Source organism: Rhizobium skierniewicense Ch11, assembly GCF_023757665.1.
GTDB classification, from domain to species: Bacteria; Pseudomonadota; Alphaproteobacteria; order Rhizobiales; family Rhizobiaceae; genus Agrobacterium; species Agrobacterium skierniewicense.
This window is the reverse complement of record NZ_RXPG01000001.1, coordinates 131,692-154,545: the sequence shown is the minus strand read 5'-3', so window position 1 is coordinate 154,545 and position 22,854 is coordinate 131,692. Positions and strand designations below refer to the sequence as shown.

The 22,854-nt window shown below is 58.4% G+C and carries 19 protein-coding genes; 15 read left to right on the top strand and 4 right to left on the bottom strand.

Annotation, left to right across the window (positions count from 1 at the left end; translation table 11 throughout):
- Positions 1-140 precede the first annotated feature (140 nt).
- The 5 genes from secA (at position 141) to EKM04_RS00685 (ending at position 7,000) form a co-directional block, all read left to right on the top strand.
- A complete protein-coding gene (secA, locus tag EKM04_RS00705) occupies positions 141-2,855 on the top strand; it encodes a preprotein translocase subunit SecA (protein ID WP_174156061.1) in 2,715 nt (904 codons plus the stop codon).
- Between the two features lie 263 nt (positions 2,856-3,118).
- Positions 3,119-4,006: a DMT family transporter gene (locus EKM04_RS00700; protein WP_183894677.1), complete on the top strand. Its 888-nt coding sequence runs from the start codon at positions 3,119-3,121 to the stop codon at positions 4,004-4,006.
- 208 nt (positions 4,007-4,214) lie between these two features.
- A complete protein-coding gene (locus EKM04_RS00695) occupies positions 4,215-5,492 on the top strand; it encodes a GNAT family N-acetyltransferase (RefSeq protein WP_183894675.1) in 1,278 nt (425 codons plus the stop codon).
- Between the two features lie 55 nt (positions 5,493-5,547).
- On the top strand, positions 5,548-6,645 hold the full coding sequence (locus EKM04_RS00690; RefSeq protein ID WP_183894673.1) for a pyridoxal-phosphate-dependent aminotransferase family protein: 1,098 nt from the start codon (positions 5,548-5,550) through the stop codon (positions 6,643-6,645).
- 172 nt (positions 6,646-6,817) lie between these two features.
- Positions 6,818-7,000, top strand: a complete 183-nt coding sequence (locus EKM04_RS00685) for a hypothetical protein (RefSeq protein WP_183894671.1) — start codon at positions 6,818-6,820, stop codon at positions 6,998-7,000.
- Positions 7,001-7,189: 189 nt separating this feature from the next.
- On the opposite strand, the gene EKM04_RS00680 is transcribed toward EKM04_RS00685, so the two are convergent.
- From EKM04_RS00680 to EKM04_RS00670, 3 genes are all read right to left on the bottom strand, one after another.
- Positions 7,190-8,377 (bottom strand): Gfo/Idh/MocA family protein, encoded by a 1,188-nt coding sequence (locus EKM04_RS00680; protein WP_183894669.1) that lies wholly within the window; start codon positions 8,375-8,377, stop codon positions 7,190-7,192.
- A gap of 17 nt (positions 8,378-8,394) precedes the next feature.
- Positions 8,395-9,450: a sugar phosphate isomerase/epimerase family protein gene (locus EKM04_RS00675; protein WP_183894667.1), complete on the bottom strand. Its 1,056-nt coding sequence runs from the start codon at positions 9,448-9,450 to the stop codon at positions 8,395-8,397.
- Positions 9,451-9,547: 97 nt separating this feature from the next.
- Positions 9,548-10,621, bottom strand: a complete 1,074-nt coding sequence (locus EKM04_RS00670; RefSeq protein ID WP_183894665.1) for an NAD(P)-dependent alcohol dehydrogenase — start codon at positions 10,619-10,621, stop codon at positions 9,548-9,550.
- Positions 10,622-10,755: 134 nt separating this feature from the next.
- On the opposite strand from EKM04_RS00670, the gene EKM04_RS00665 reads away from it, so the two are divergent.
- The 6 genes from EKM04_RS00665 to EKM04_RS00640 all read left to right on the top strand — a co-directional run bounded on the left by EKM04_RS00665 (position 10,756) and on the right by EKM04_RS00640 (position 17,116).
- Positions 10,756-11,442, top strand: coding sequence for a superoxide dismutase (locus EKM04_RS00665; protein WP_183894663.1), 687 nt, complete (start codon positions 10,756-10,758; stop codon positions 11,440-11,442).
- A 289-nt stretch (positions 11,443-11,731) separates the two neighbouring features.
- Positions 11,732-13,333, top strand: a complete 1,602-nt coding sequence (locus tag EKM04_RS00660; protein WP_174156052.1) for an ABC transporter substrate-binding protein — start codon at positions 11,732-11,734, stop codon at positions 13,331-13,333.
- 146 nt (positions 13,334-13,479) lie between these two features.
- The gene (locus tag EKM04_RS00655) at positions 13,480-14,484 is read left to right on the top strand and encodes an ABC transporter permease subunit (RefSeq protein ID WP_183894661.1); all 1,005 of its coding nucleotides are present in this window, start codon (positions 13,480-13,482) and stop codon (positions 14,482-14,484) included.
- 67 nt (positions 14,485-14,551) lie between these two features.
- Complete coding sequence (locus EKM04_RS00650; RefSeq protein WP_412762958.1) at positions 14,552-15,418, top strand: ABC transporter permease subunit; 867 nt, start codon at positions 14,552-14,554, stop codon at positions 15,416-15,418.
- A gap of 1 nt (position 15,419) precedes the next feature.
- Entirely contained in the window at positions 15,420-16,274 is an 855-nt protein-coding gene (locus tag EKM04_RS00645; RefSeq protein ID WP_183894657.1) for an ABC transporter ATP-binding protein, read from the top strand.
- On the top strand, positions 16,271-17,116 hold the full coding sequence (locus tag EKM04_RS00640) for a dipeptide ABC transporter ATP-binding protein (protein WP_174156048.1): 846 nt from the start codon (positions 16,271-16,273) through the stop codon (positions 17,114-17,116). Before EKM04_RS00645 ends, EKM04_RS00640 begins: the two co-directional genes overlap by 4 nt.
- 623 nt (positions 17,117-17,739) lie before the next feature.
- Here EKM04_RS00640 and EKM04_RS00635 read toward each other — a convergent pair.
- Complete coding sequence (locus tag EKM04_RS00635) at positions 17,740-18,549, bottom strand: class I SAM-dependent methyltransferase (protein WP_183894655.1); 810 nt, start codon at positions 18,547-18,549, stop codon at positions 17,740-17,742.
- Between the two features lie 110 nt (positions 18,550-18,659).
- On the opposite strand from EKM04_RS00635, the gene EKM04_RS00630 reads away from it, so the two are divergent.
- From EKM04_RS00630 to EKM04_RS00615, 4 genes are all read left to right on the top strand, one after another.
- Complete coding sequence (locus tag EKM04_RS00630; RefSeq protein ID WP_183894653.1) at positions 18,660-19,793, top strand: ABC transporter substrate-binding protein; 1,134 nt, start codon at positions 18,660-18,662, stop codon at positions 19,791-19,793.
- 95 nt (positions 19,794-19,888) lie between these two features.
- Entirely contained in the window at positions 19,889-21,025 is a 1,137-nt protein-coding gene (locus EKM04_RS00625) for an ABC transporter substrate-binding protein (protein ID WP_183894651.1), read from the top strand.
- Positions 21,026-22,093: a FecCD family ABC transporter permease gene (locus EKM04_RS00620; RefSeq protein ID WP_183894649.1), complete on the top strand. Its 1,068-nt coding sequence runs from the start codon at positions 21,026-21,028 to the stop codon at positions 22,091-22,093. It begins immediately after the preceding gene.
- Complete coding sequence (locus EKM04_RS00615; protein WP_174156043.1) at positions 22,087-22,839, top strand: ABC transporter ATP-binding protein; 753 nt, start codon at positions 22,087-22,089, stop codon at positions 22,837-22,839. Before EKM04_RS00620 ends, EKM04_RS00615 begins: the two co-directional genes overlap by 7 nt.
- Positions 22,840-22,854: the final 15 nt, after the last annotated feature.

The following is a 22,854-nucleotide window of genomic DNA, read 5'->3' as shown; positions in this document are numbered from 1 at the left end:
GACATCATTTGCCCCCCCTCTTATCTGTCGCTCAACCTCGCGTCCAGATACGTTTAAGGGTCAAGTCTGTCATTTGTGCGTAAATGCGATGCCAGACCGCAATGCCTTGGCAAAACGGAATTTCAGAAAGGGCCACTAGGATGGTCAGTCTCGGCGGAATAGCCCGCAAGTTGTTCGGTTCGGCAAATGAGCGCCGTGTCCGCTCCTATCGTAGCAATATCACGGCAATAGGTGCACTCGAGGAAGAGATGAAGGCGCTCTCCGACGAGGCGCTGAAGGCAAAGACTGTCGAATTCCGACAGCAACTGGCAGATGGCAAAACGATCGACGACATTCTCGTTCCGGCCTTCGCCGTTGCACGCGAAGCCTCGCGCCGCGTTCTCGGCATGCGCCCCTTCGACGTTCAGCTCACGGGCGGCATGATTCTCCATTCCGGCGACATCGCCGAAATGAAGACGGGTGAAGGAAAGACACTTGTCGCGACCCTGGCCGTGTACCTCAATGCCCTTGAGAGCAAGGGCGTTCACGTGGTGACGGTCAACGATTATCTGGCACAGCGCGACGCCGCCACCATGGCGCGCCTCTACAGCTTCCTCGGCCTGACGACGGGCGTCATCGTCCACGGACTGGACGACGACCAGCGCCGCGAAGCCTATGCCTGTGACATCACCTACGCGACGAACAACGAACTCGGCTTCGATTATCTGCGCGACAACATGAAATACGAAAAGTCACAGATGGTGCAGCGTGGCCACCACTACGCCATCGTCGACGAAGTCGATTCGATTCTGGTGGACGAGGCGCGCACGCCGCTCATCATCTCCGGCCCACTGGACGACCGCTCCGATCTCTACAACACCATCGATGCCTTCATCCCGCTGCTGTCGCCGGACGATTACGAGATCGACGAGAAGCAGCGTTCGGCCAACTTCTCGGAAGATGGCACCGAAAAGCTCGAAAACCTGTTGCGCGATGCAGGCCTGCTCAAGGGCGAATCGCTCTACGACATCGAAAACGTCGCCATCGTTCACCACGTGAACAACGCGCTGAAGGCCCACAAGCTGTTTCAGCGCGACAAGGACTACATCGTCCGCAACGGCGAAATCGTCATCATCGACGAATTCACCGGTCGCATGATGCCGGGTCGTCGTTATTCGGAAGGCCAGCACCAGGCACTCGAAGCCAAGGAAAAGGTGCAGATCCAGCCGGAAAACCAGACGCTGTCGTCGGTGACCTTCCAGAACTATTTCCGCATGTACAAGAAGCTTGCCGGCATGACCGGGACGGCATCGACGGAAGCGGAAGAGTTCAACAACATCTACACCCTCGACGTGATCGAGGTTCCGACGAACCTGCCGATCCAGCGTGTCGATGAAGACGATGAGGTCTACCGGACCGGCGAAGAGAAGTTCAAGGCGATCATCGAACAGATCAAGGTTGCCCATGAGCGCGACCAGCCTGTCCTCGTCGGTACAACGTCGATTGAGAAGTCCGAACTTCTGGCCACCATGCTGCGTCAGTCCGGTTTTGAGAATTTCCAGGTTCTGAACGCTCGCTATCACGAGCAGGAAGCCTACATCGTCTCGCAGGCCGGCGTTCCCGGCGCGGTCACCATCGCCACCAACATGGCCGGTCGCGGTACCGACATTCAGCTCGGTGGCAACGTCGATATGCGCCTCGAGCGCGAGCTTGAAGGCGTCGAGCCTGGCGAAGAGCGCGACGCCATGGAACGGAAGATCCGCGAAGAGATCAAGGTTCTGAAGGACAAGGCGCTGGCAGCCGGTGGTCTTTTCGTCATCGCCACCGAGCGTCACGAGAGCCGCCGTATCGATAACCAGTTGCGTGGTCGTTCCGGCCGTCAGGGTGACCCCGGCCGCTCCAAGTTCTATCTGTCGCTTCAGGACGACCTGATGCGCATCTTCGGCTCCGACCGTATGGATTCGATGTTGCAGAAGCTTGGTCTCAAGGACGGCGAGGCGATCGTCCATCCCTGGATCAACAAGGCACTGGAGCGCGCCCAGAAGAAGGTCGAAGCCCGCAACTTCGAAACGCGCAAAAACCTTTTGAAATATGACGACGTTCTCAACGATCAGCGCAAGGTCATCTTCGATCAGCGTCTGGAGCTAATGGAAGCCGATAATATCGGCGAAACCGCTGCAGATATGCGCAACGAAGTCATCGAAGCGCTCGTCACCAAGCACGTCCCGGAAAATGCCTATGCGGAGCAGTGGGACATTGCTGGCCTCAAGGCAGGCCTTGAGCGCTTCCTCAACCTTGACCTGCCCGTCGACGCGTGGGCCAAGGAAGAAGGCATCGCCGAAGACGACATTCTGCAACGCATCACAGAGGCCGCAGACAAGACCATGACGGACAAGGCCGAGCGTTTTGGCCCCGAGGTCATGGTCTATGTCGAGCGTTCGGTCATCCTTCAGACGATCGACCATTTGTGGCGCGAACACATCGTCAACCTCGATCACCTGCGCTCCGTCGTCGGTTTCCGCGGTTATGCACAGCGCGATCCGCTGCAGGAATACAAGGCCGAAGCGTTCGAGCTTTTCCAGGCGCTGTTGTCCAACCTGCGTGAAGAAGTGACCGCCCAACTGATGCGCGTGGAACTGGTGCGCGATCCTCCGCAGCCTGAATTGCCCGAGATGACGGCCCATCACGTCGATCCGGTAACAGGCGAAGACGAGTTCGCCATGCAGGACGCGACCTCATCCGCAGCCTTCGTCCCGCCAGAACAGCGCGACCCGAACAATCCCGCCACATGGGGCAAGATCGGGCGCAATGAAGCCTGCCCTTGCGGCTCCGGAAAAAAATACAAGCACTGCCATGGTGTTTTCGATCAGGCTTGATCGAAACCCGCGCCGTGAAGCAATGAGACCCGCAAACAGTGTTTGCGGGTCTTTTCTTTGGGCCTGCCAATAACCTCTGCGCTTGCCCAAAAATGGTCACCCGGTTGGTCGTTCCAGTCTCTTACCAGGACGCGGTTTTGCGTCTAAAGAAGCGCAGTCTGCTTGTAGCCGGTCGCTTGGGCGAACCCACCACCATAAAATCCATTGACCCGTCGTCGGCGCTCTCGTAACGCTCGGCAAAGTTTCCATTCTGGACCAACCCCATGAAACCCGCAGAACTCGCCGCCTATACGTTTCTTGCCGTCGCATGGGGATTGTCGTTCATGCTGGTGCTGCACGTCGTGGCCGCTTTCGGCTGGATCGGCGCTGTGACATTGCGGTGTTTCATTGCCAGCTTCACACTGCTCATCATCGCGCGTGCGACCAAACGGAAGCTGAATTTCAGCGCCGGTTGGGGCGCATTTGCCGTTGTGGGTGCAACGACGGTTGCAGGCCAGCTCATCGGCCTCTCCTACGCCACGCCCATCATCGGCACCGCCATGGCCGCCATTCTGGTGGCGAGCATTCCCCTGTTTTCAATGCTGATCGGGCAACTCTGGGGCTTGGAAACAATCTCCTTGCAGAGCCTCGCCGGCATGGTGCTGGGCTTTGGCGGTATCGTTATTCTCGTCGGCTTCCCTGCCGTTCCGGCGACCCCGGCCTTTATTCTGGGATGCGCCATCTGCCTGATCGGCTGCATCTGCGCGGCATTCGGCAGCAATTATGCAAGCCGCTACCTGAAAGGATCAGGCGCGTGGGAAATCACGATCGGCGCGTTTATGGCCGGTGGCATCATGACGCTGCCTTTGCTGTTCCTCGTCCCTGTCCCCGCGACACCACGGCCGATTGATTTTGTCTCCCTTTTCGGGCTCGCCATCATCATGAGCGCGCTGACATACGTCACCTATTTCAGGCTCGTATCCCTCATCGGCGCAACCAAAACCATCAGCGTGGAGTTTGTGGTGACGGTCATTGCCGTGATTGTGGGTGCCGTGGTACTCGACGAGCCTCTGTCGCAGCTTCAATTCTTCGGTGCTGCGATCATTATTCTAGGTTGCGCCCTCGTCCTGGGCCTTTACCCGAAGCGCAGAATAACCCCTGCTCTTCCATAGACATGGCGCGGTTGCGTGTTTTGAAATAGGTTTGCATCGTATTTGGTTAAATGTGTTCACGTTTCGATGTATGATTGAAATCCTATAAGCAAAAGCTGATAGATATGATACGATCGGGCTCTCGCCCAAAAAGTTCATCCTGGCGGATGGGACACATGGAGCAGAGACGTGTCACGAACAGGCGTAGGAAAGACGGTTCAAGACGAGAATGGCAAGCGATCCGAACGATCCAGATATGCGAGATGACCGTTTCGCAAGATTGATAGCGAAAACAATGCCTGACCGTCCCGCCGCCGATAGCAGTGTTCGCGTGGGCCGTTCCGGGCGCGAATTCTGTATTTACCCTGCCCAGCTTGGATATGATCTCCAAGAGGAATTGGACTTTTTGTCGAACCGGGTCGTCGAGCCCAATATTTTCTTTACCGGTAAGCTGCTCGCACCGGCCATGCCCCGTGTCGATAACCGTGCCGTACGGTTTGCGCTGATGCGCGATGAAAACGGTATTCGCTCACGCATGCGTTTTCTCATGCCATTCACTGTCGAAAAGCCTGGCTTTTCGGTCGGACCTTCCATTTTGCGCGCATGGTCAAATCCATTCGGCCCGCTTGGCACGCCTCTTGTCGATTCTGAGGGAGCCGCCGAAACGATCGATAATCTGCTGGATGCACTGTCGCAGCCGGAACTGCGCCTGCCTAATGTTCTGGTGCTTCCAACCTTGCGGCTGGACGGAGCGTTTACGCGGATGATCAAGGCGATTGCGCTCAGCCGAAATCTGCCCTTGGCAACCGCTGAGCCCCATCGTCGCATGATGCTGGAGAGCCAGACTGACGCCACCCTGTATTTGCAAAATGTTCTGTCAGTCGGACAGTTGCAGGAGCTTCAAAGCCACTGGCAGCATCTTGAAAGCGTGGGCACCCTCACCCATGACATCGCCAGACAGCCCCAGGATATCAGGCTGCGCACGGAAGAGTTTCTCGCTCTGGAGGCGAGCGGCTCCAAAGGCCGGAAACGCTCGGCCCTTGTCAGTGACCGATATCGCGCAGCCTTTGCGCGTGAGGCCATCACCAATCTGGCAGAAGTCGATTCGGTCCGTATCCATACCGTCAACCTCAATGGCCAGGCCATCGCTTCCGCTGTCGTCTTCATGACCATGGGCGAAGCCTATGTCTGGAAGCTGGCCGTCGACGAACATTATTCGCGCCAATCCATTGAGCGGCTGCTGATGCAGAAGCTGACGGAATGGCATCTGGACGACGCCAACATCCTGCGCACCGACATCTGCGGAGCTGACGAAGGAAGCACGTTCAAAGGCTTCTGGGGCGAGTCCGCTGACATGGGGACACTCGTCATCGGTCTGGCGCAAAACAGCGACCGCGACGTTCGGCAGGTGGCAGCGCAGGTCCATATGTATCGCAACACCCGAAATCTCGCCAAAGTTCTGCGCGAGCGCATCATGTCGATTGGCCGCAAAAGCACCGGGGACTGACGGATCGGCACGGTCATCGCAACGCCACCCCCGTGTACTGACAGAGAACTCGACCATGCCCCATCGTGACTGGAGCCACCTTCTCGATATTCCCTCCTTTCCGCCGGACCGTTACGCCCATCTGGCAGACAGACTGGGCGCGCTGATCGGCACGACAAACGATGTGCTGCTGATCCAGGCGGAAGCCGTTCTGGCTCTGGAAGCGGTCGCTGCCAGCCTCGCACATTCCGGCCTCAAGGCCCTCAACATTGTGACCAGCCCTTACGGAACATGGTTCGGGACGTGGCTTAAGCGCGGCGGCGCCCATGTCATCAACCTCATCGCGGAGCCGGCCCTGCCCATCACGCTGGACGCGGTCACCCGCGCGATAGATGACAATCCCGATATCGCAATGCTCTCGCTCGTCCACGCGGAATCGGCCAGCGGTATTCTCAACCCGCTGGAAGAGATCATCGCCTATGCCCGAGAGCGCGGGATCCTCACCATCGTCGATGCCGTAGCATCCGTTGGAGGCCACGCACTGGACGTGGATGGTCTGGGCATCGATATCGCCGTCATCGGCCCACAAAAGGCCCTGGCGGGAACGGCTGGCCTATCGGCCATTTCCGTCAGTCGGATGGCGTGGGATCATCTTCATCATGCCGCCGCCCCTCGCCTGTCCATGCTGTCATTGCTCGACCAGAAAGACATGTGGATAGACACCGGACGTCACGTCTTGCCCGGAACACCGGTAGCGCTGGAGTTCTTCGCCTTGCAGGCAGCGCTCGACCGCATAGAGGCCGAGGGCATGGAGCCGTTGCAGCGACGTCACGAACGGGCAAGAGATGCCACACGCGCCGGACTTCGGGTCCTCGGCGCGAAACTTTGGGTGCAGGAGCAATCCGCATCGGCGCTTGTCACCACGGCTCTGCTTCCCCCTGATGTGGCCCGCGATGCCTTCATTTCCCGCCGCAAAATCGCCGGTGCGGATATGACGGCGGGCGTCGGTCCTGGCACGGAGCGCCTCGTCCGTCTCAATCACACCGGACGGCGCGCCACCGAAGAGGCAATTCTGGCAAACCTCACGGCGTTCTCACAGGCGCTGGAAGCTCACGGACATGCCAGCGATCTCGACAACGCCTTGAAGACCGCTGCCGATATCTACCGCCGCTGAACCCGGCCTTTGTCCGCGAGAAATAAAGCCGCGCATAAGCGCCCTTTGCAGAAACGAATCTTCCAAACACACACTTGCGCTTAAAAGACTAATTCCCTTGGCAATCTTGACGAAAACGTGGCAACGCGCGAAACTTTACGCCTCGTTAAATATTGTGACAATGAGGGACAAAATGGTAGCTGGCTTCAATATGCTTTCCTTCGACCTGTTCGGTCTAGGTCGCAAGGCGCAGGAAGAAAAACTGAAACGTGACAGCGGCTCGACACAGGAGCCGAGGGTCAAGGATGATTCCGAGCAGCACGACCGCGATCAGGAACACGAGTTGTTCTTCTGGTCGCTCTATCCGGTGATTTAGAGCGCTTTATTGCGATTGTCGCGAGGCTAGAGCGTTTCCTTGTTAACTGGAAACGCTATAGCGGGTGTGGCTCCCCTCACCTCTGCCCTGCCGGTCAATCTCCCCACTGTGGGGAGATGTCCGGCTGGATAGAGGGGCGAGCCACACCCGACGCTCGCTGCGACGTTTATGGCACCAAGCCCACTCGCGTCACACCTTCACCCATCCACCATTCTGCTTTGACGACTCAATACACGCCGCGACAAAGGCGACACCCTTCACGCCATCGTCAATGGTCGGGTACACGACGGCACTATCCAGCGCTGTTCCCTTGCTGCGTGCCTCGATGGCATTCGCCGCCTCGGTGTAGATCGTTGCGAAGGCTTCGAGGTAGCCCTCGGGGTGGCCGGACGGGATGCGGCTGACCCGGGCGGCGGCGGCGCCGGAGCCGGCTCCACCACGGGTGATCAGTTGCTTCGGCTCACCCAGCTTCGTGAACCACAGATAATTCGGATCGGCTTGCGTCCATTCGATGCCCGCCTTTGTGCCATAGACGCGCACCTTCAGGCCGTTCTCGTGACCGACCGCCACCTGGCTACACCACAGAAGGCCCTTGGCAGGCATCTTGCCGCCATTTGCCTTGAAGCGCAGCATCACGTGGGCATTGTCATCGAGACGACGACCGTCCACGAAGGTATGGACATCGGCTGCCAGTTCGTTGACCTCAAGCCCGGAAATGAAACACCCGAGATTGTAAGCGTGTGTGCCGATATCGCCCGTCGATCCGCCTGCACCCGATTGCGCCGGATCGGTGCGCCACACGGCCTGCTTGGCACCCGTCTGCTCCACCGGTTCCGCCAGCCAGTCCTGCGGATACTCCATCTGCACCAGCCTGATATCACCAAGTTCGCCGCTTTCCACCAGTTCCCGTGCATGTCGCACCATCGGGTAGCCGGTGTAGTTGTGGGTCAGCACGAAAAGCGCGTTGGCCTTGTCGGCAACGTCCTTCAGCTTCTTGGCGTCGTCCAGATTGGAGGTCAGCGGCTTGTCGCAGATGACGTGGATGCCGCGTTCCAGAAATGCTTTTGCAGCCGGATAATGGACATGGTTGGGCGTGACGATGGAAACGGCCTGGATGCCATCAGGGCGCGCCGCTTCGCTTGACGCCATCTCCTCGAAAGAGCCGTAGCAGCGGTCCTCATCGAGACCCAGTTCCAGACCGGATGCCCTAGACTTTTCAGGCGTGGACGACAGGGCGCCAGCCACCAGTTCAAATCGGTTATCCAACCGTGCCGCCATACGGTGCACACCGCCGATGAACGCGCCGGAGCCACCGCCCACCATGCCGAGGCGAATGCGGGCATTGGCCTTGTCGGTCGTTTTTCCTTCGATCGTCATTGTATCTCCTCGGATTTTTATGAAAGGCCGAGCATGCGGCGGTTGGCGGCATCGTCTGTGCCCGATGATGCGAAGTCGTCGAAGGCTTTTTCGGTCACGCGGATGATATGTGCCTTGACGAATTCAGCACCCTCGGCAGCGCCGTCTTCGGGATGTTTCAACGCGCATTCCCATTCGACCACAGCCCAGCCATCGAAGTCATTGGCGGCCATTTTCGAGAAGACCGCGCCGAAATCCACCTGCCCATCGCCCGGCGAGCGGAAGCGCCCGGCCCGCCCGACCCAGCCCTGATAGCCGCCGTACACGCCCTGGCGTCCTGTCGGATTGAACTCCGCATCCTTCACGTGGAACATCTTGATGCGGTCTTTGTACATGTCGATATTGTCGAGATAATCCAGGCATTGCAGCACATAATGCGAGGGATCGTAGAGCATGTTGGCGCGGCTGTGGTTCTTGACCCGCTCCAGAAACATCTCGAAGGTCACACCGTCATGCAGGTCTTCGCCGGGGTGAATTTCATAGCAAACGTCGACGCCCTGCTCATCGGCATAATCGAGAATCGGCGTCCAGCGCTTGGCAAGCTCGTCAAAGGCGGCTTCCACCAGACCGGCAGGCCGCTGCGGCCACGGGTAAATGAAAGGCCATGCCAGAGCGCCGGAAAATGTACCATGGGCGTTCAGCCCAAGATTGCGCGATGCCTTCAACGCAAACTTGACCTGCTCCACCGCCCATTCCTGCCGCGCCTTCGGGTTGCCACGCACTTCCGGTGCCGCAAAACCATCGAAAGCCTCGTCATAGGCCGGATGCACCGCCACAAGCTGTCCCTGCAAGTGGGTAGCAAGCTCGGTCACCTCGACGCCGTTCTGGCGCGCGACACCGGCAAACTCGTCGCAATAATCCTTGGATTCCGCTGCCTTCTTCAGGTCGATCAACTGTCCGGCCCAGGTGGGAACCTGCACGCCGAGATAACCCTTTTCCGCCGCCCATTTGGTAATGCCATCCCACGTGTTGAACGGCGCGGCATCGCCTGCGAACTGACCGAGAAAAAGCGCCGGTCCCTTGATCGTCTTCATGAATTTCTCCTCCTGCATCGATACAGTTGAGCGGTTTGAGCCTCCGTCCGCCAACGGTGCTCAAGCTAACCGCTGATAAATTTCGTGCAACCCTCAATCATCCCTGCGGCATAAGAATTTGCATCTTCACTTCGCCGGCAGGCGCTGAGGCGGCGATATCGAAAGCCTCGATGCTGTCTTTAAAATCGAAAGTGCGGGTGATCAGTGGGGAGACATCGATGGCGCCCGACGCCAGCATGTCGACACAGCGACCGAAGACATTGGCGTAGCGGAAGACGTGCTCAACGCGGGCTTCACGGATTTGCGCGGCCACCACATCATAGGCCACCAGCTTCGTCGGCATGCCGACGAAAACCACCGTTCCGGCAGGACGCAGGGGTTCGAACACGCGAGTAATCGCCGCTTCGGCACCCGAGCATTCGAAAATCACGTCCGCACCCCAGCCGTCGGTCGATGTCAGCACCTGCTCGGCAAGATTCTGCTCGCGAACATTAACGGTTTCCACGGCCCCGAGGCCGCGCGCCATATCCAGCTTTACCGGATCGACATCGGACACGATGACGCGGGCGCAACCGGCTGCAAGCGCTGCCAGCACGGTGACGAGGCCGATCGGACCGGCCCCGATAACGACGGCGATATCGCCCGGCTTGACCTTGGCCTGCGTTGCCGCCTGCACGCCGACGGCCAAAGGCTCCACCATCGCACCGGCTGCAAATGATACATTATCGGGCAGCTTGAAGGTGAAGGCGGCGGGGTGAACGACGGATGCCCGCAGCACGCCATGCACCGGCGGCGTCGCCCAGAAGCGCACGGCCGGGTCGAGATTGTAATGGCCGATGCGGCTGGCGCGGCTGATCGGGTCCGGGATGCCGGGTTCCATGCACACCCGGTCGCCAACAGCGAGATGTTTCACCTCCGGACCAATCTCCGTGACGGTACCCGATGCCTCATGGCCGAGTATCATCGGCTCGCGCACCACGAAATTGCCGATGGCACCATGCGTGTAATAATGCACGTCGCTGCCGCAGATACCCACGGTGTGGATGGCGATGCGCACATCATGCGGCCCGACCTGCTCGTCCAGAGGAAAGGGGCGCAGCGACAACTTGCCCAGCTCTTCCAGAACGAGCGCGCGCTCTTCACCCGCGGCGGATTTTCCCTGTGATGACATACGGTCCTCCTAGACCTTCAACGGCAAATTTGCGGTAACAAAACCGGGAACGGCATCAATAAGCAAGGTCGAAAAGAAACTTTTCCCGCTCCAGCCGGTTTGCATCTCTTGGATATCAACCGGGAGAATAAGACATGTTAATGACCCGACGCGCCGTCATGGCCGCCACCGCAGCAACGGCTGCCGCAGCCACGCTTTCCGCGCCATCGATTGCAAGTGCGGCGCTTCCCTTCAAACAGCCCGCTTTGCCCTTCGCCGAAGACGCGCTGGCCCCGACAATTTCCGCAAAGACCCTTTCCCTGCACTACGGCAAGCACCACAAGGCCTATTTCGACAAGCTGAACACGCTGGCCAAGGGCACCCCTTACGCCGACATGGAGCTTGAGGAGATCGTGAAGGCCTCTGCCGGCAAGACCGCAGACAAGAAGATCTTCAACAACGCCGCACAGGCCTGGAACCATGTCGCTTACTGGGAGCAGTTCACGCCCGGTGGCCCGAAACGCCCGGAAGGCAAGGCCGCAGACGAGATCATGTCCGCGTTCGGCGATTACACCAAATTCATCGAAAAGGCCGCTGCCACATCGGATGAAGTCTTCGGCACCGGCTGGGTCTGGTTGACGCGTGACGACGCCAACAAGCTAGCGCTCGTCGGCTATGAGGACGGCAACAACCCGGTGGCCGTAGGACGACCTGCTTATCTCGGCATCGATATCTGGGAACACGCCTATTACGTGGATTACGAGAACCGCAAACCGGAGCACATCAAGGCTGTGCTGGAGAATCTCGTCAACTGGCGGGTCGTGGCCGACAAGATGGCTTGAGTGTAACAAGAAAAGCTGGTTCATTGCCAAGGCGTCCCGAAATATCGGGGCGCCTTTTTTGCTGCCCATCGCGTGGGAAGAAAAGCATCACCTTTTCCAGCTTTCCAAGACAATCATTCTAATTCCTTCGCCTAAATTAGTATCAAAATCGCGCCACGTTGAACTTTTGATCAAAAACCTCTGAATTCGCGCGGTCTGCCCGCTTGAGTATGTGCAAAGTTTCTTATAACCACGGTGCACGGTAGTCGCAGAATAAGCGAGCCGGATACAAAAATTGGGAGCTCCATTGATGAGATATAAACTTGGCCTAATCGCTGCAGCCTTGCTTTCAGCGACGTGCTTTGCGCCCGCCGCTGCAAGCGCTAAGACATTCGTCTATTGCTCGGAAGGTTCGCCAGAAGGTTTCGATCCGGGCCTCTACACCGCCGGTACCACGTTCGATGCTTCGGCCCACACCGTCTACAGCCGCCTGCTGGAATTTGAAAAGGGCACCACCAAGCCTGTTCCAGGTCTTGCCGAAAGCTGGGAAGTTTCCGAAAACGGAACGGTCTACACCTTCAAGCTCCGCAAGGGCGTGAAGTTCCAGACCACCGAGTTCTTCACTCCGACGCGCGAACTGAACGCCGATGACGTTGTTTTCTCCATCGAGCGCCAGATCAAGACAGACAATCCATGGCACCAGTATGTTGCAGGTACGTCCTGGGAATATGCGGAAGGCATGGGCTTCCCCAAGCTGATCAAGTCGGTCGAAAAAGTCGATGACATGACGGTCAAGTTCACTCTGAACCGCCCTGAAGCTCCATTCCTCGCCAATCTTGCCATGCCATTCGCTTCGATCATGTCGAAGGAATACACCGACAAGCTGGCTGCCGAAGGCAAGCAGGCGCAGTTGAACCAAATGCCGGTCGGTACCGGTCCCTTCGCCTTCGTCGCCTACCAGCAGGATGCCGTCATCCGCTTCAAGGCCAACAAGGATTATTGGGGCGGCGCGCCAAAGATCGACGATCTCGTTTTCGCCATCACAACCGATGCTGCCGTTCGTTTCCAGAAGCTGAAGGCCGGCGAATGCCACCTGATGCCTTACCCGAACGCTGCCGACGTCAAGTCGATGAAGGAAGACAAGACCCTGACGGTCATGGAGCAGGAAGGCCTCAACGTCGCCTACCTCGCCTACAACACCACACAGGCTCCTTTCGACAAGCCGGAAGTGCGCATTGCACTGAACAAGGCCATCAACAAGAAGGCCATTGTCGACGCCGTGTTCCAGGGCATGGCAACACCGGCCAAGAACCCTCTGCCACCGACCATGTGGTCCTACAACGACAAGGTGGAAGACGACACCTACGATCTGGAAGCAGCCAAGAAGATGCTGACGGACGCAGGCGTCAAGGACCTGTCGATGAAGGTCTGGGCAATGCCGGTTTCGCGCCCTTACATGCTCAACGCCCGCCGCGCTGCCGAAGTCATTCAGTCTGATTTCGCCAAGATCGGCGTCAAGGTCGAGATCGTTTCCTACGAATGGGCCGAATATCTCGACCGTTCGAAGGCAAAGGACCGTGACGGCGCCGTGTTCCTCGGCTGGACCGGTGACAATGGTGATCCGGACAACTTCCTCGACACGTTGCTGGGTTGCGATGCCGTGGGTGGCAACAACCGCGCTCAGTGGTGCGACAAGGACTTCGACGCTCTCGTGAAGAAGGCCAAGATCACCACCGATCAGGCTGAACGCACGAAGCTTTACGAAGAAGCTCAGGTCGTCTTCAAGAAGCAGGCTCCTTGGGCCACCATCGACCACTCCCTGTCCGTCGTTCCGATGCGCAAGGAAGTCACTGGTTTCGTCCAGAGCCCACTGGGTGACTTCACGTTCGAAACCGTGGATATTGCCGAGTAACAGGCAAAAGCATAAAACATGCCGCGCGTCTTGATCCAAGGCGCGCGGCATGTGCGTTATGCACCCTCCCCGATAACAAGAAGCAGACCGAAAAGGTCGCTACTACCAGCGCATAGGTTCCAGGCGGAACAGATCGAAGGTTTTTCATGATTGGCTTTCTCGTGCGGCGCATCGCCGTGCTCATCCCGACCTTCATCGGGGTCTCTATCATCGCGTTCCTGTTCATCCGGCTTCTGCCGGGTGACCCCGTTGCCCTTCTGTCAGGCGAACGCGTCATGTCGCCGGAGCGGCATGCGCAGATCAGCGCGGCACTGGGCATGGACCGCCCCATGATCATCCAGTATCTGGATTACCTCAAGGGTATCCTAATGGGTGATTTCGGTACATCCATCGTCTCCAAGACGCCGATCCTCACGCAGTTCAAGGCGCTGTTCCCCGCAACCGTGGAACTCTCCTTCTGCGCCATGATCATCGCCATCGCCATCGGCATTCCAGCGGGCATAATCGCTGCCATCAAGCGTGGATCGGCCTTCGATCAGGGCCTGATGGGCGTGGCACTCGTCGGTTATTCCATGCCGATCTTCTGGTGGGGACTTCTGCTCATCATCCTGTTCTCCGGCATCCTGCAATGGACACCGGTATCGGGTCGCATCTCGCTGATGTTCTACTTTCCGTCCGTTACCGGCTTCATGCTGATCGACTCGCTGCTCTCGGGACAGAAAGGCGCTTTCACGTCGGCGCTCAGCCATCTCATTCTGCCGTCCATCGTGCTGGCCACCATTCCGCTGGCCGTCATCGCGCGCCAGACACGCTCTGCCATGCTGGAAGTGCTGTCGGAAGATTACGTTCGCACCGCCCGCGCCAAGGGTCTCGCACCCTTCCGCGTCATCGGCATCCATGCGCTGCGCAATGCGATGATCCCCGTCATCACCACCATCGGTCTTCAGGTCGGCGTCATGCTGGCCGGTGCCATCCTCACCGAGACGATCTTCTCCTGGCCGGGCATCGGCAAGTGGATGGTCGATAGCGTCTTCCGCCGCGATTACCCTGTCATTCAGGGGGGTCTCCTGCTGATTGCGGGCATCATCATGGTTGTCAACCTCATCGTTGACCTCCTGTATGGCCTTATCAATCCGCGCATCCGGCATTAAGTGAGAGGATCGTTTCATGGCCGATACCACCATTACCAAAACAGCCGAGCCGGTTTCCTCCTCCGCCATGCGCAAGCAGATGCTGAAGGAATTCTGGTTCTATTTCTCCGAAAACAAGGGTGCCGTCATCGGCCTCTATGTTTTCGTCGCACTGGTGATCGTCGCTGTCTTTGCGTCCGTCATCGCCCCGCATTCGCCCTTCCAGCAATATAGCGAGTTCACTCTGCTTCCACCCGTATGGATGGAAGGCGGCAACGCTTCCTACCTGTTGGGCACGGACCCGGTTGGCCGCGATATCCTGTCCCGCCTGATTTACGGTGCGCAATATTCGCTGTTCATCGGCGTCTTCGTCACCACCCTGTCGCTGACGACGGGCATCCTGATCGGCGTTATCGCCGGTTATTACCGCGGCTGGCTCGATACGATGATCATGCGTCTCATGGACATCATTCTGGCCTTTCCGTCACTGCTTCTGGCGCTGGTTCTGGTTGCCATTCTCGGCCCCAGCCTCACCAACGGCATGATCGCGATTGCACTGGTTCTCCAGCCGCACTTCGTGCGCCTGACCCGCGCAGCCGTCATGGCGGAAAAAAGCAAGGATTACGTCACCGCCTCACGGCTGGCAGGGGCCGGACCCATGCGTCTGATGTTCAAGACGATCCTGCCAAACTGCATGGCACCGCTGATCGTTCAGGCCACGCTGTCCTTCTCCAATGCCATTCTCGATGCCGCAGCACTCGGCTTCCTCGGCATGGGCGCACAGCCTCCGGCACCTGAATGGGGCACCATGCTGGCCGAAGCGCGTGAGTTCATTCTGCGCGCCTGGTGGGTCGTCACCTTCCCCGGTCTGGCCATCCTCATCACCGTTCTCGCCATCAACCTGATGGGCGACGGCCTGCGCGATGCGCTTGACCCGAAACTGAAGAGGTCCTGATATGGCACTTCTGCAAATCGATAATCTCACCGTCGAATTCGAAACCGCCAGCGGCTGGTTCCGCGCCGTGGACGGCGTATCCGTCTCGGTTGAACAACGGGAAGTTCTGGCCATCGTGGGCGAATCCGGTTCCGGCAAGTCGGTCGCGATGCTGGCGGTCATGGGTCTTCTGCCCTGGACAGCCCGCATTACCGCCGACCGCATGCTGTTTCAGGGCAAGGATATCCAGACGCTCAGCGCATCCGAGCGCCGCAAGCTGATCGGCAAGGATATCGCCATGATCTTCCAGGAACCGGTGGCAAGCCTCAACCCGTGCTTCACGGTCGGCTTCCAGCTGGAGGAAGTCCTGCGCATCCACATGGGTATGGACAGACAAACGCGTCATGCGCGCGCCATCGAGTTGTTCAAGCTCGTCGGTCTGCCGGATCCGGAAGAGCGTCTCAAGCACTTCCCGCACCAGATGTCCGGTGGCCAGTGCCAGCGCGTGATGATCGCCATCGCAATTGCCTGCAATCCGAAACTGCTGATCGCCGACGAGCCAACGACAGCACTCGACGTGACCATCCAGAAGCAGATCCTCGACCTTCTGATGAAGCTTCAGGCTGAAACCGGCATGGGCCTCATCATGATCACTCATGACATGGGTGTCGTGGCTGAAACGGCTGACCGCGTGATCGTGCAATACAAGGGCAAGAAAATGGAGGAGGCCGATGTGCTCTCCCTGTTTGAAAACCCCAAGAGCAACTACACCAAGGCCCTTCTGGCAGCGCTTCCTGAAAATGCGACGGGTGATCGTCTGACCACCGTTTCGCAATTCTTCGATGGAACGCCAGCAGTGGCGGGAGAACAGGCATGACCGACGCCAAGACCATGCTCGAAATCCGCAACATGAAGCGTGATTATCACCTTCCCGGCGGCTTCATGAAAAAGGCCAAGACCATTCATGCCGTCAAGGGCGTGTCGTTTTCGCTCGAGACCGGAAAGACGCTGGCCATCGTCGGTGAAAGCGGCTGTGGCAAGTCCACGCTGGCCCGCATGCTGACCTTTATCGACGAGCCGACATCCGGCGACCTTCTGATCGACGGTCAGAAAGTCGATACCCGCCCCGGTCACCTCACACCCGAGATGCGCCAGAAGGTACAGATCGTTTTCCAAAACCCCTACGGCTCGCTCAACCCGCGCCAGAAGATCGGTGACGTGCTGGGCGAGCCGCTGCTCATCAACACCAAGCTGTCCGCCGCTGAGCGTCGCGAAAAGGCCAACGACATGCTGGTGCGCGTCGGTCTGGGGCCGGAACACTACAACCGCTACCCGCACATGTTCTCCGGCGGCCAGCGCCAGCGCATCGCCATTGCGCGTGCGCTGATGCTGAACCCGAAGCTGCTGGTGCTGGACGAGCCGGTCTCGGCACTCGACCTTTCGGTACAGGCACAGGTCCTCAACCTGCTGTCCGACCTTCAGGACGAATTCGGCCTGACCTACGTCTTCATCAGCCACGATCTGTCGGTGGTGAAATACATCGCCGACGAAGTCATGGTGATGTATTTTGGTGAAGCGGTGGAATACGGCACGCGCGAGGAGGTCTTCTCCAACCCGCAGCATTCCTACACACGTTCGCTGTTTGCTGCGACACCCAAAGCCGACGTGGATTCCATCCGCGCCCGTGTGGAAGCAAAGCGCCTAGCCAAGGTCGGTTGATATCGAAAGAGCCCGGTTCGCCGGGCTTTTTTCGTGTGGGAATAGGGTCGTGGTTTTACCGTGAGGAAACCCCTCAAACCTTAAAATTCCCTTTGAAATCAGTGCTCCCACAAAAATCTGCTAAAAAGCAAAAAAATATTCGATTTTTTCTCCACGGTCCGCGAATCACCCCCACAATGGCCTCACCTCCGCCGTCTCGCTGTTTTCGCGAGACAGGGCAGGCGACGGGGGCTGGTGGATGGTCGCAGACGTGTGGGCAGACACCAGGAATACCATGTCAGGGTCAGACCGGTGGCACCCGATTTCCTCGACGCGAAAGACCATTCACGGCTTTCGGACAGGGCGAGGCGAAACGGTCCATCGGACACTGCCTGTCACGCTCAGGCCGGATCATTCACGGTCCGGTTTGGGCAAGACATGGACTATCGAAACGACATTGGCAGCCATGCAAATGCGGCACCATAGCAAACATCATACCAGAGACATGTCCGCATTTGCGTGTGCTCTCCGGGTTGACCAAGATGACACATCACGGGCGTTCCACGCCGCGTGAACGGCGAAGCGTGTCTGAAGGGATCCCATGATTTTTGACACTCTGGGCGTTGGCAGGGGGACTCACCCCCTCACTCCGGCTTCCTCGCACAAATCGCATAACGATGCTGGATGCCGCGCGCCGCAGCTTTCAGAAAATTCCAGTTCTTTGCCTGCGTCTTGTGAATGTCCCGCAGGCCCGTATCGATGACCACGCTCTCAAATCCGGCCTCCCGAAGCAAAGCCGCAACCGCTTCCGCCCGCGCCCCTTGAGAAAAATAGACCCGTGACAGAATGCTGTTGTGGGTGCCTGCCATATCGGCGGGCATGTGGACCGCCTCGGGCTTGAAGACACCCCATGCGAGCAGCCTGGCCGCAAGGTTCTTCAACAGCTTTTCGGCAAAGCTGACATTGACGAAATCGCCATCGACGATCAGCACCCGGCCACCCGGCTTCAGCACCCGCAGCCATTCGCGAAATGCCGCCTTGGGATCGACCAGCGTCCAGACCAGATGACGGTTGATGATGACATCGTAGCTGCCTTCCGGCTCCATCGTGTTTTCGGCGTCGCCCATGCGGAAGGAAATATTGCGGTTGCGGTTTCTTGCCTTCGCCCTGGCCTGCTCAAGCATCTGTTCGGACCAATCGAGGCCGGTCACACGGTAGCCCAGATCGTCCATCAGATGCGAGATGACGCCGGTGCCCGATGCAAGATCCAGCGCGCTTTTGCCTTCACCCCTGCCGAGGTGCTTTTCCACCAGACGATGCCATGCGGCCCGCTCGTCTTCAGAAAAGATTTCATGGCCGGGCGACAGATCGAACGTGTCGGCACGCGCAGACCAGTAAGCCTTGATCTCATCGCGGAGACCAAAATTGTTCCCGTAATCGTTCACATGATCCATGATATCCACCCTTGCCGAGTTCCAGTTTCGAATCGCTCTAAAAGATAAAACTTGACTCATCTAATCATAAAACCATAAAGCGCGGACAGTTTTACCGGAGAACAATTTCGATGCGCATTACAGGCAAATCCGCCATTCTTGCAATGGGTCTTCTCGTTTCCACCGTGTTGCCTGCATTTGCCGACAAAGTGACCATCAAGGACGTGACGGGACGCGATGTCGACGTCAATGTTCCCGTCAAGAACGTCATTCTCGGCGAAGGCCGCCAGATCTATTTTCTCGCCGCTCTCGACAAGACCAATCCGTTCGAGCACGTCGTCGGCTGGCGTGACGACCTACCAAAGGCGGATCCTGAGTCTTATCAGGCCTATCTGGCGAAATACCCCGATGTCGCCAAGCTGCCGACATTCGGCGGCATGAAGGACGGTACGTTCGATATCGAGCAGGCCGTTGCGCTGAAGCCCGACGTCATCATCATGAACATCGATGCCAAGACGGCAACCGAAGAAGCGGGCTACATCGAAAAGCTCGGCAAGGTCGGCATTCCCCTGGTCTATGTCGACTTCCGCGAAAAGCCCATGGAAAATACCGAGCCGAGCATGCGCGTCATGGGCAAGCTGATGGGCAAGGAAGACCTGGCCGAAGACTTCATCACGTTCCGCTCCGACAGCATCAAACGTGTGACCGATGTGCTGGACAAGGAAAAGCCGAAGAAACCAGTCGTCTTCGTTGAGCGCGCCGGTGGCTACTCCGACGATTGCTGCATGTCTTTCGGCAATGAGAATTTCGGCAAGATGGTCGAGATCGCCGGTGGCATCAACATGGCGAAAGACATCATTCCCGGCACCTTCGGCACGGTCAATCCTGAACAGGTCATCGCATCCAATCCGGACCAGATCATCATCACCGGCGGCAAGTGGGACGCGTATGTGCCGGGCGGCAACTGGGTTGGTGTCGGTTACGGCGCAGACCTCAAGGAAGCCCGCCGGAAGCTTGAGAACCTGACCAAGCGTCCAGCCTTCACCGGCGTCAAGGCGGTCCAGTACGGCAATGTCCACGCCATCTGGCACCAGTTCTACAACAACCCGTACCAGTTCGTGGCCATCCAGGAAATTGCCAAATGGCTTCACCCGGAGCTGTTCAAGGACCTCGACCCGGAAGCAACCTTCAAGGAACTGCACGCCCGTTTCCTGCCGCTTGACTACAAGCCCGGTTACTTCGTGTCCTTGAAGGACGACCGTTAAGATCAGGGCAGCGCAGGAGGAGCGCTGTCCCATCATCAGGCGAAGCCGCTGACCGCGGCTTCGCCATGCGCGTTTTGAGACTGAAAGGACCTCCCATGCCACACACGCTGTTCAAACGGATCGCAGTCCTCCTCGTCATGCTGATCGCGACGCCTGCATTGGCGACCCAGATCATCGATGCCGCCGGTCGCAAGGTCGAGATGGACCTTCCCGCCAAGCGCGTCATCGTCGGCGAGGCAAGGCAGATCCATGTCATCGCCGCATTGAAGGGCGACAAGACGTTCGATACCGTTGTCGGCTGGCGCGATGACTTTCTGACCAAGGACCCCGACAGCTACAAGGCCTATCTCGAGCGCTTTCCGCAGATCGAGAAGCTGCCGCGCTTCGGTTATCTGCCGCAGGGTGATTTCACTCTTGAATCTGCCATCGCACTATCGCCAGATGTGATCACGCTCAATCTGGAAGTCGAAAAAACGGCCAAGGAAAGCGGCTTCGAGGAGAAGGCGGCAGCAGCAGGCATCAAGGTCGTCTATCTCGACTTCAGGCTCGATCCCGAAAAAAACAGTGAAAACTCCGTCCGCATCCTCGGCCAGATATTCGGTGCCGAGCCCCGCGCCGAAGAGTTTCTCGCCTACCGCAAGGACCAGATTGCGCTCGTCACCGATAGGCTGGCATCGGTGAAAGATCTGAAACGCCCCGGTGTCTTCATTGAGCGCGCACCCGGTATTTCCGGCGAAAACACCTGCTGCCGCACCTTTGGTCCTGTCAATTTCGGCGCGATGATCGAGCAGGCCGGTGGACACAATATTGCGTCCGACGTAATCAAGACAACCTTCGGCGATCTCAATCCGGAGCAGCTCATCGTCTCCAATCCTGAGCATGTCATTGTGACAGGCTCCAACTGGGCCGCCGAATCCGACATCAACCAATTCGTGCCGGTCGGTCGTGGTGCCGATATGGCGCTGTCGCGTCAACGGCTTGCCAAGTTGATGGAACGCACACCGTTTCCTGAGCTGGATGCCGTGAAAAACGGCAATGTCCATGCTGTCTGGCACCAGTTCTATGGTGCTCCCTACGAGTTTGTGCCGATCCAGCAATTTGCCAAGTGGTTTCATCCCGATCTGTTTTCCGACATGGACCCGGAAAAGAATTTCGAGGACTTCCACGAAAAATTCCTGCCCGTCAGCTACAAGCCGGGTTATTTCGTTTCACTTGAAAAAGGCGCGAACTAAATGGCATCCATTGAGGCCGCTCATGTTGAAAAAACAGGGGGCGCACAATATCGCGCCCTCGCCGCCCGGCGTATCCTGATCCTGATCGGGCTTGTCGTCGCGCTCTGTCTCAGCCTTGCCACGGACATGGCGCTCGGACCTGCGCGCTACAGTCTTTCCGAAGTGGTCGGCGCGATCCTTGACCCCGCAGGCGTTGCAAACCAGCTGCGTGTGGTGATCTGGGACATCCGCATGCCCATCGCGCTGATGGCCGTCACCGTCGGCGCGTCGCTGTCTGTGGCGGGTGCGCAGATGCAGACCATTCTCGCCAATCCGCTTGCCAGCCCCTTCACGCTCGGAATTTCGGCGGCAGCCGCCTTTGGCGCTGCGCTTGCGCTGGTGGGTGGTGTCGCTCTTTTTCCGGGCGCCGTCGAATATATGGTGCCGGTCAATGCCTTCGTCATGGCGATGGTGGCTGCGCTCTTCATCCACTTCGCCTCGACCATGCGCGGCGTAACGGTCGAAACCATCGTTCTCTTGGGCATTGCGCTTGTCTTCACCTTCAACGCCGCGCTTTCGATGCTGGAATATCTGGCCTCCGAACAGGCGCTGGCCGCCGTCGTCTTCTGGACCATGGGCAGCCTGACCAAGGCGACATGGGCCAAGGTCTATGTGACAGGTGCGATCCTCGTCCTCACCGTGCCGCTGTTCATGAAAAACGCCTGGGCGCTGACGGCACTTCGTCTGGGTGACGACAAGGCCGCCAGCATGGGCATCAATGTGCGCCGCCTGCGTCTGCACACCATGCTGACCGTCAGCCTGCTCGCCTCCATTCCCGTGTCTTTCGTCGGCACCATCGGCTTCATCGGCCTCGTCGGGCCGCATATTGCGCGCATGGTGGTGGGTGAAGACCAACGCTTCTTCCTGCCAGGCTCGATCATTTGCGGTGCGCTGCTGCTATCGGTGACATCCGTTGTCAGCAAGGTGCTGATCCCCGGCGCGATCCTGCCGATCGGTGTCATCACCGCTCTCGTCGGTGTGCCCTTCTTCTTCGTCCTCATTTTCTCCAATAGGAGACGCGCATGGTAGCCCTTGCCCTTCAGGATGTCGGCGCCAAATACGGGCGCACGACGGTGCTGGCCCATGTCACCATGGACATGCTGGAAGCCGGAAGCATCACCGCCGTCATCGGTCCCAACGCCGCAGGCAAGTCGACCCTGTTCAAACGGATCGCCGGGCTGATCAAGGGTCCGGGCGTGGTCACGCTGTCGCAAACAGAGCAGGGCCCACGCACCATTTGCTACATGCCACAGGACACCGGTGCCAATGCCGTTCTGACGGTCTACGAATCCATCCTTCTGTCGGCCAAACAGGGCAGTGGCTGGAAGGTGCATGACGACGAGCTGGCCGAGATCGATGCCATTCTGAAGGCTCTCAACATCCACGAACTCGCCTTTCGCGGGCTTGGCGAACTCTCCGGTGGCCAACGCCAGCTGGTATCGCTGGCGCAGGCACTGGTACGCAAACCGGAAGTCCTGTTGATGGACGAACCGACATCGGCGCTGGACCTCCATCGACAGGTGGAAGTTCTGGATTTCATCACCAACCTTGCCCGCGAGCGCGGCATGATCGTTCTCATTGCCCTGCATGATCTCAATCATGCGCTGCGCTACTGCGAGCACACGATCGTCATTGCAGATGGAGCCATGGCGGTGAGCGGACAGACGTCTGCTGTCATCACACGCGACATGCTGCGGACGATCTACAAGGTGGATGCGCGCATTGAGATGTGCTCGCGTGGGCAGCCGTTTATTCTGGTGGACGGGACCGCCTGAAATGGATCGCGGAGG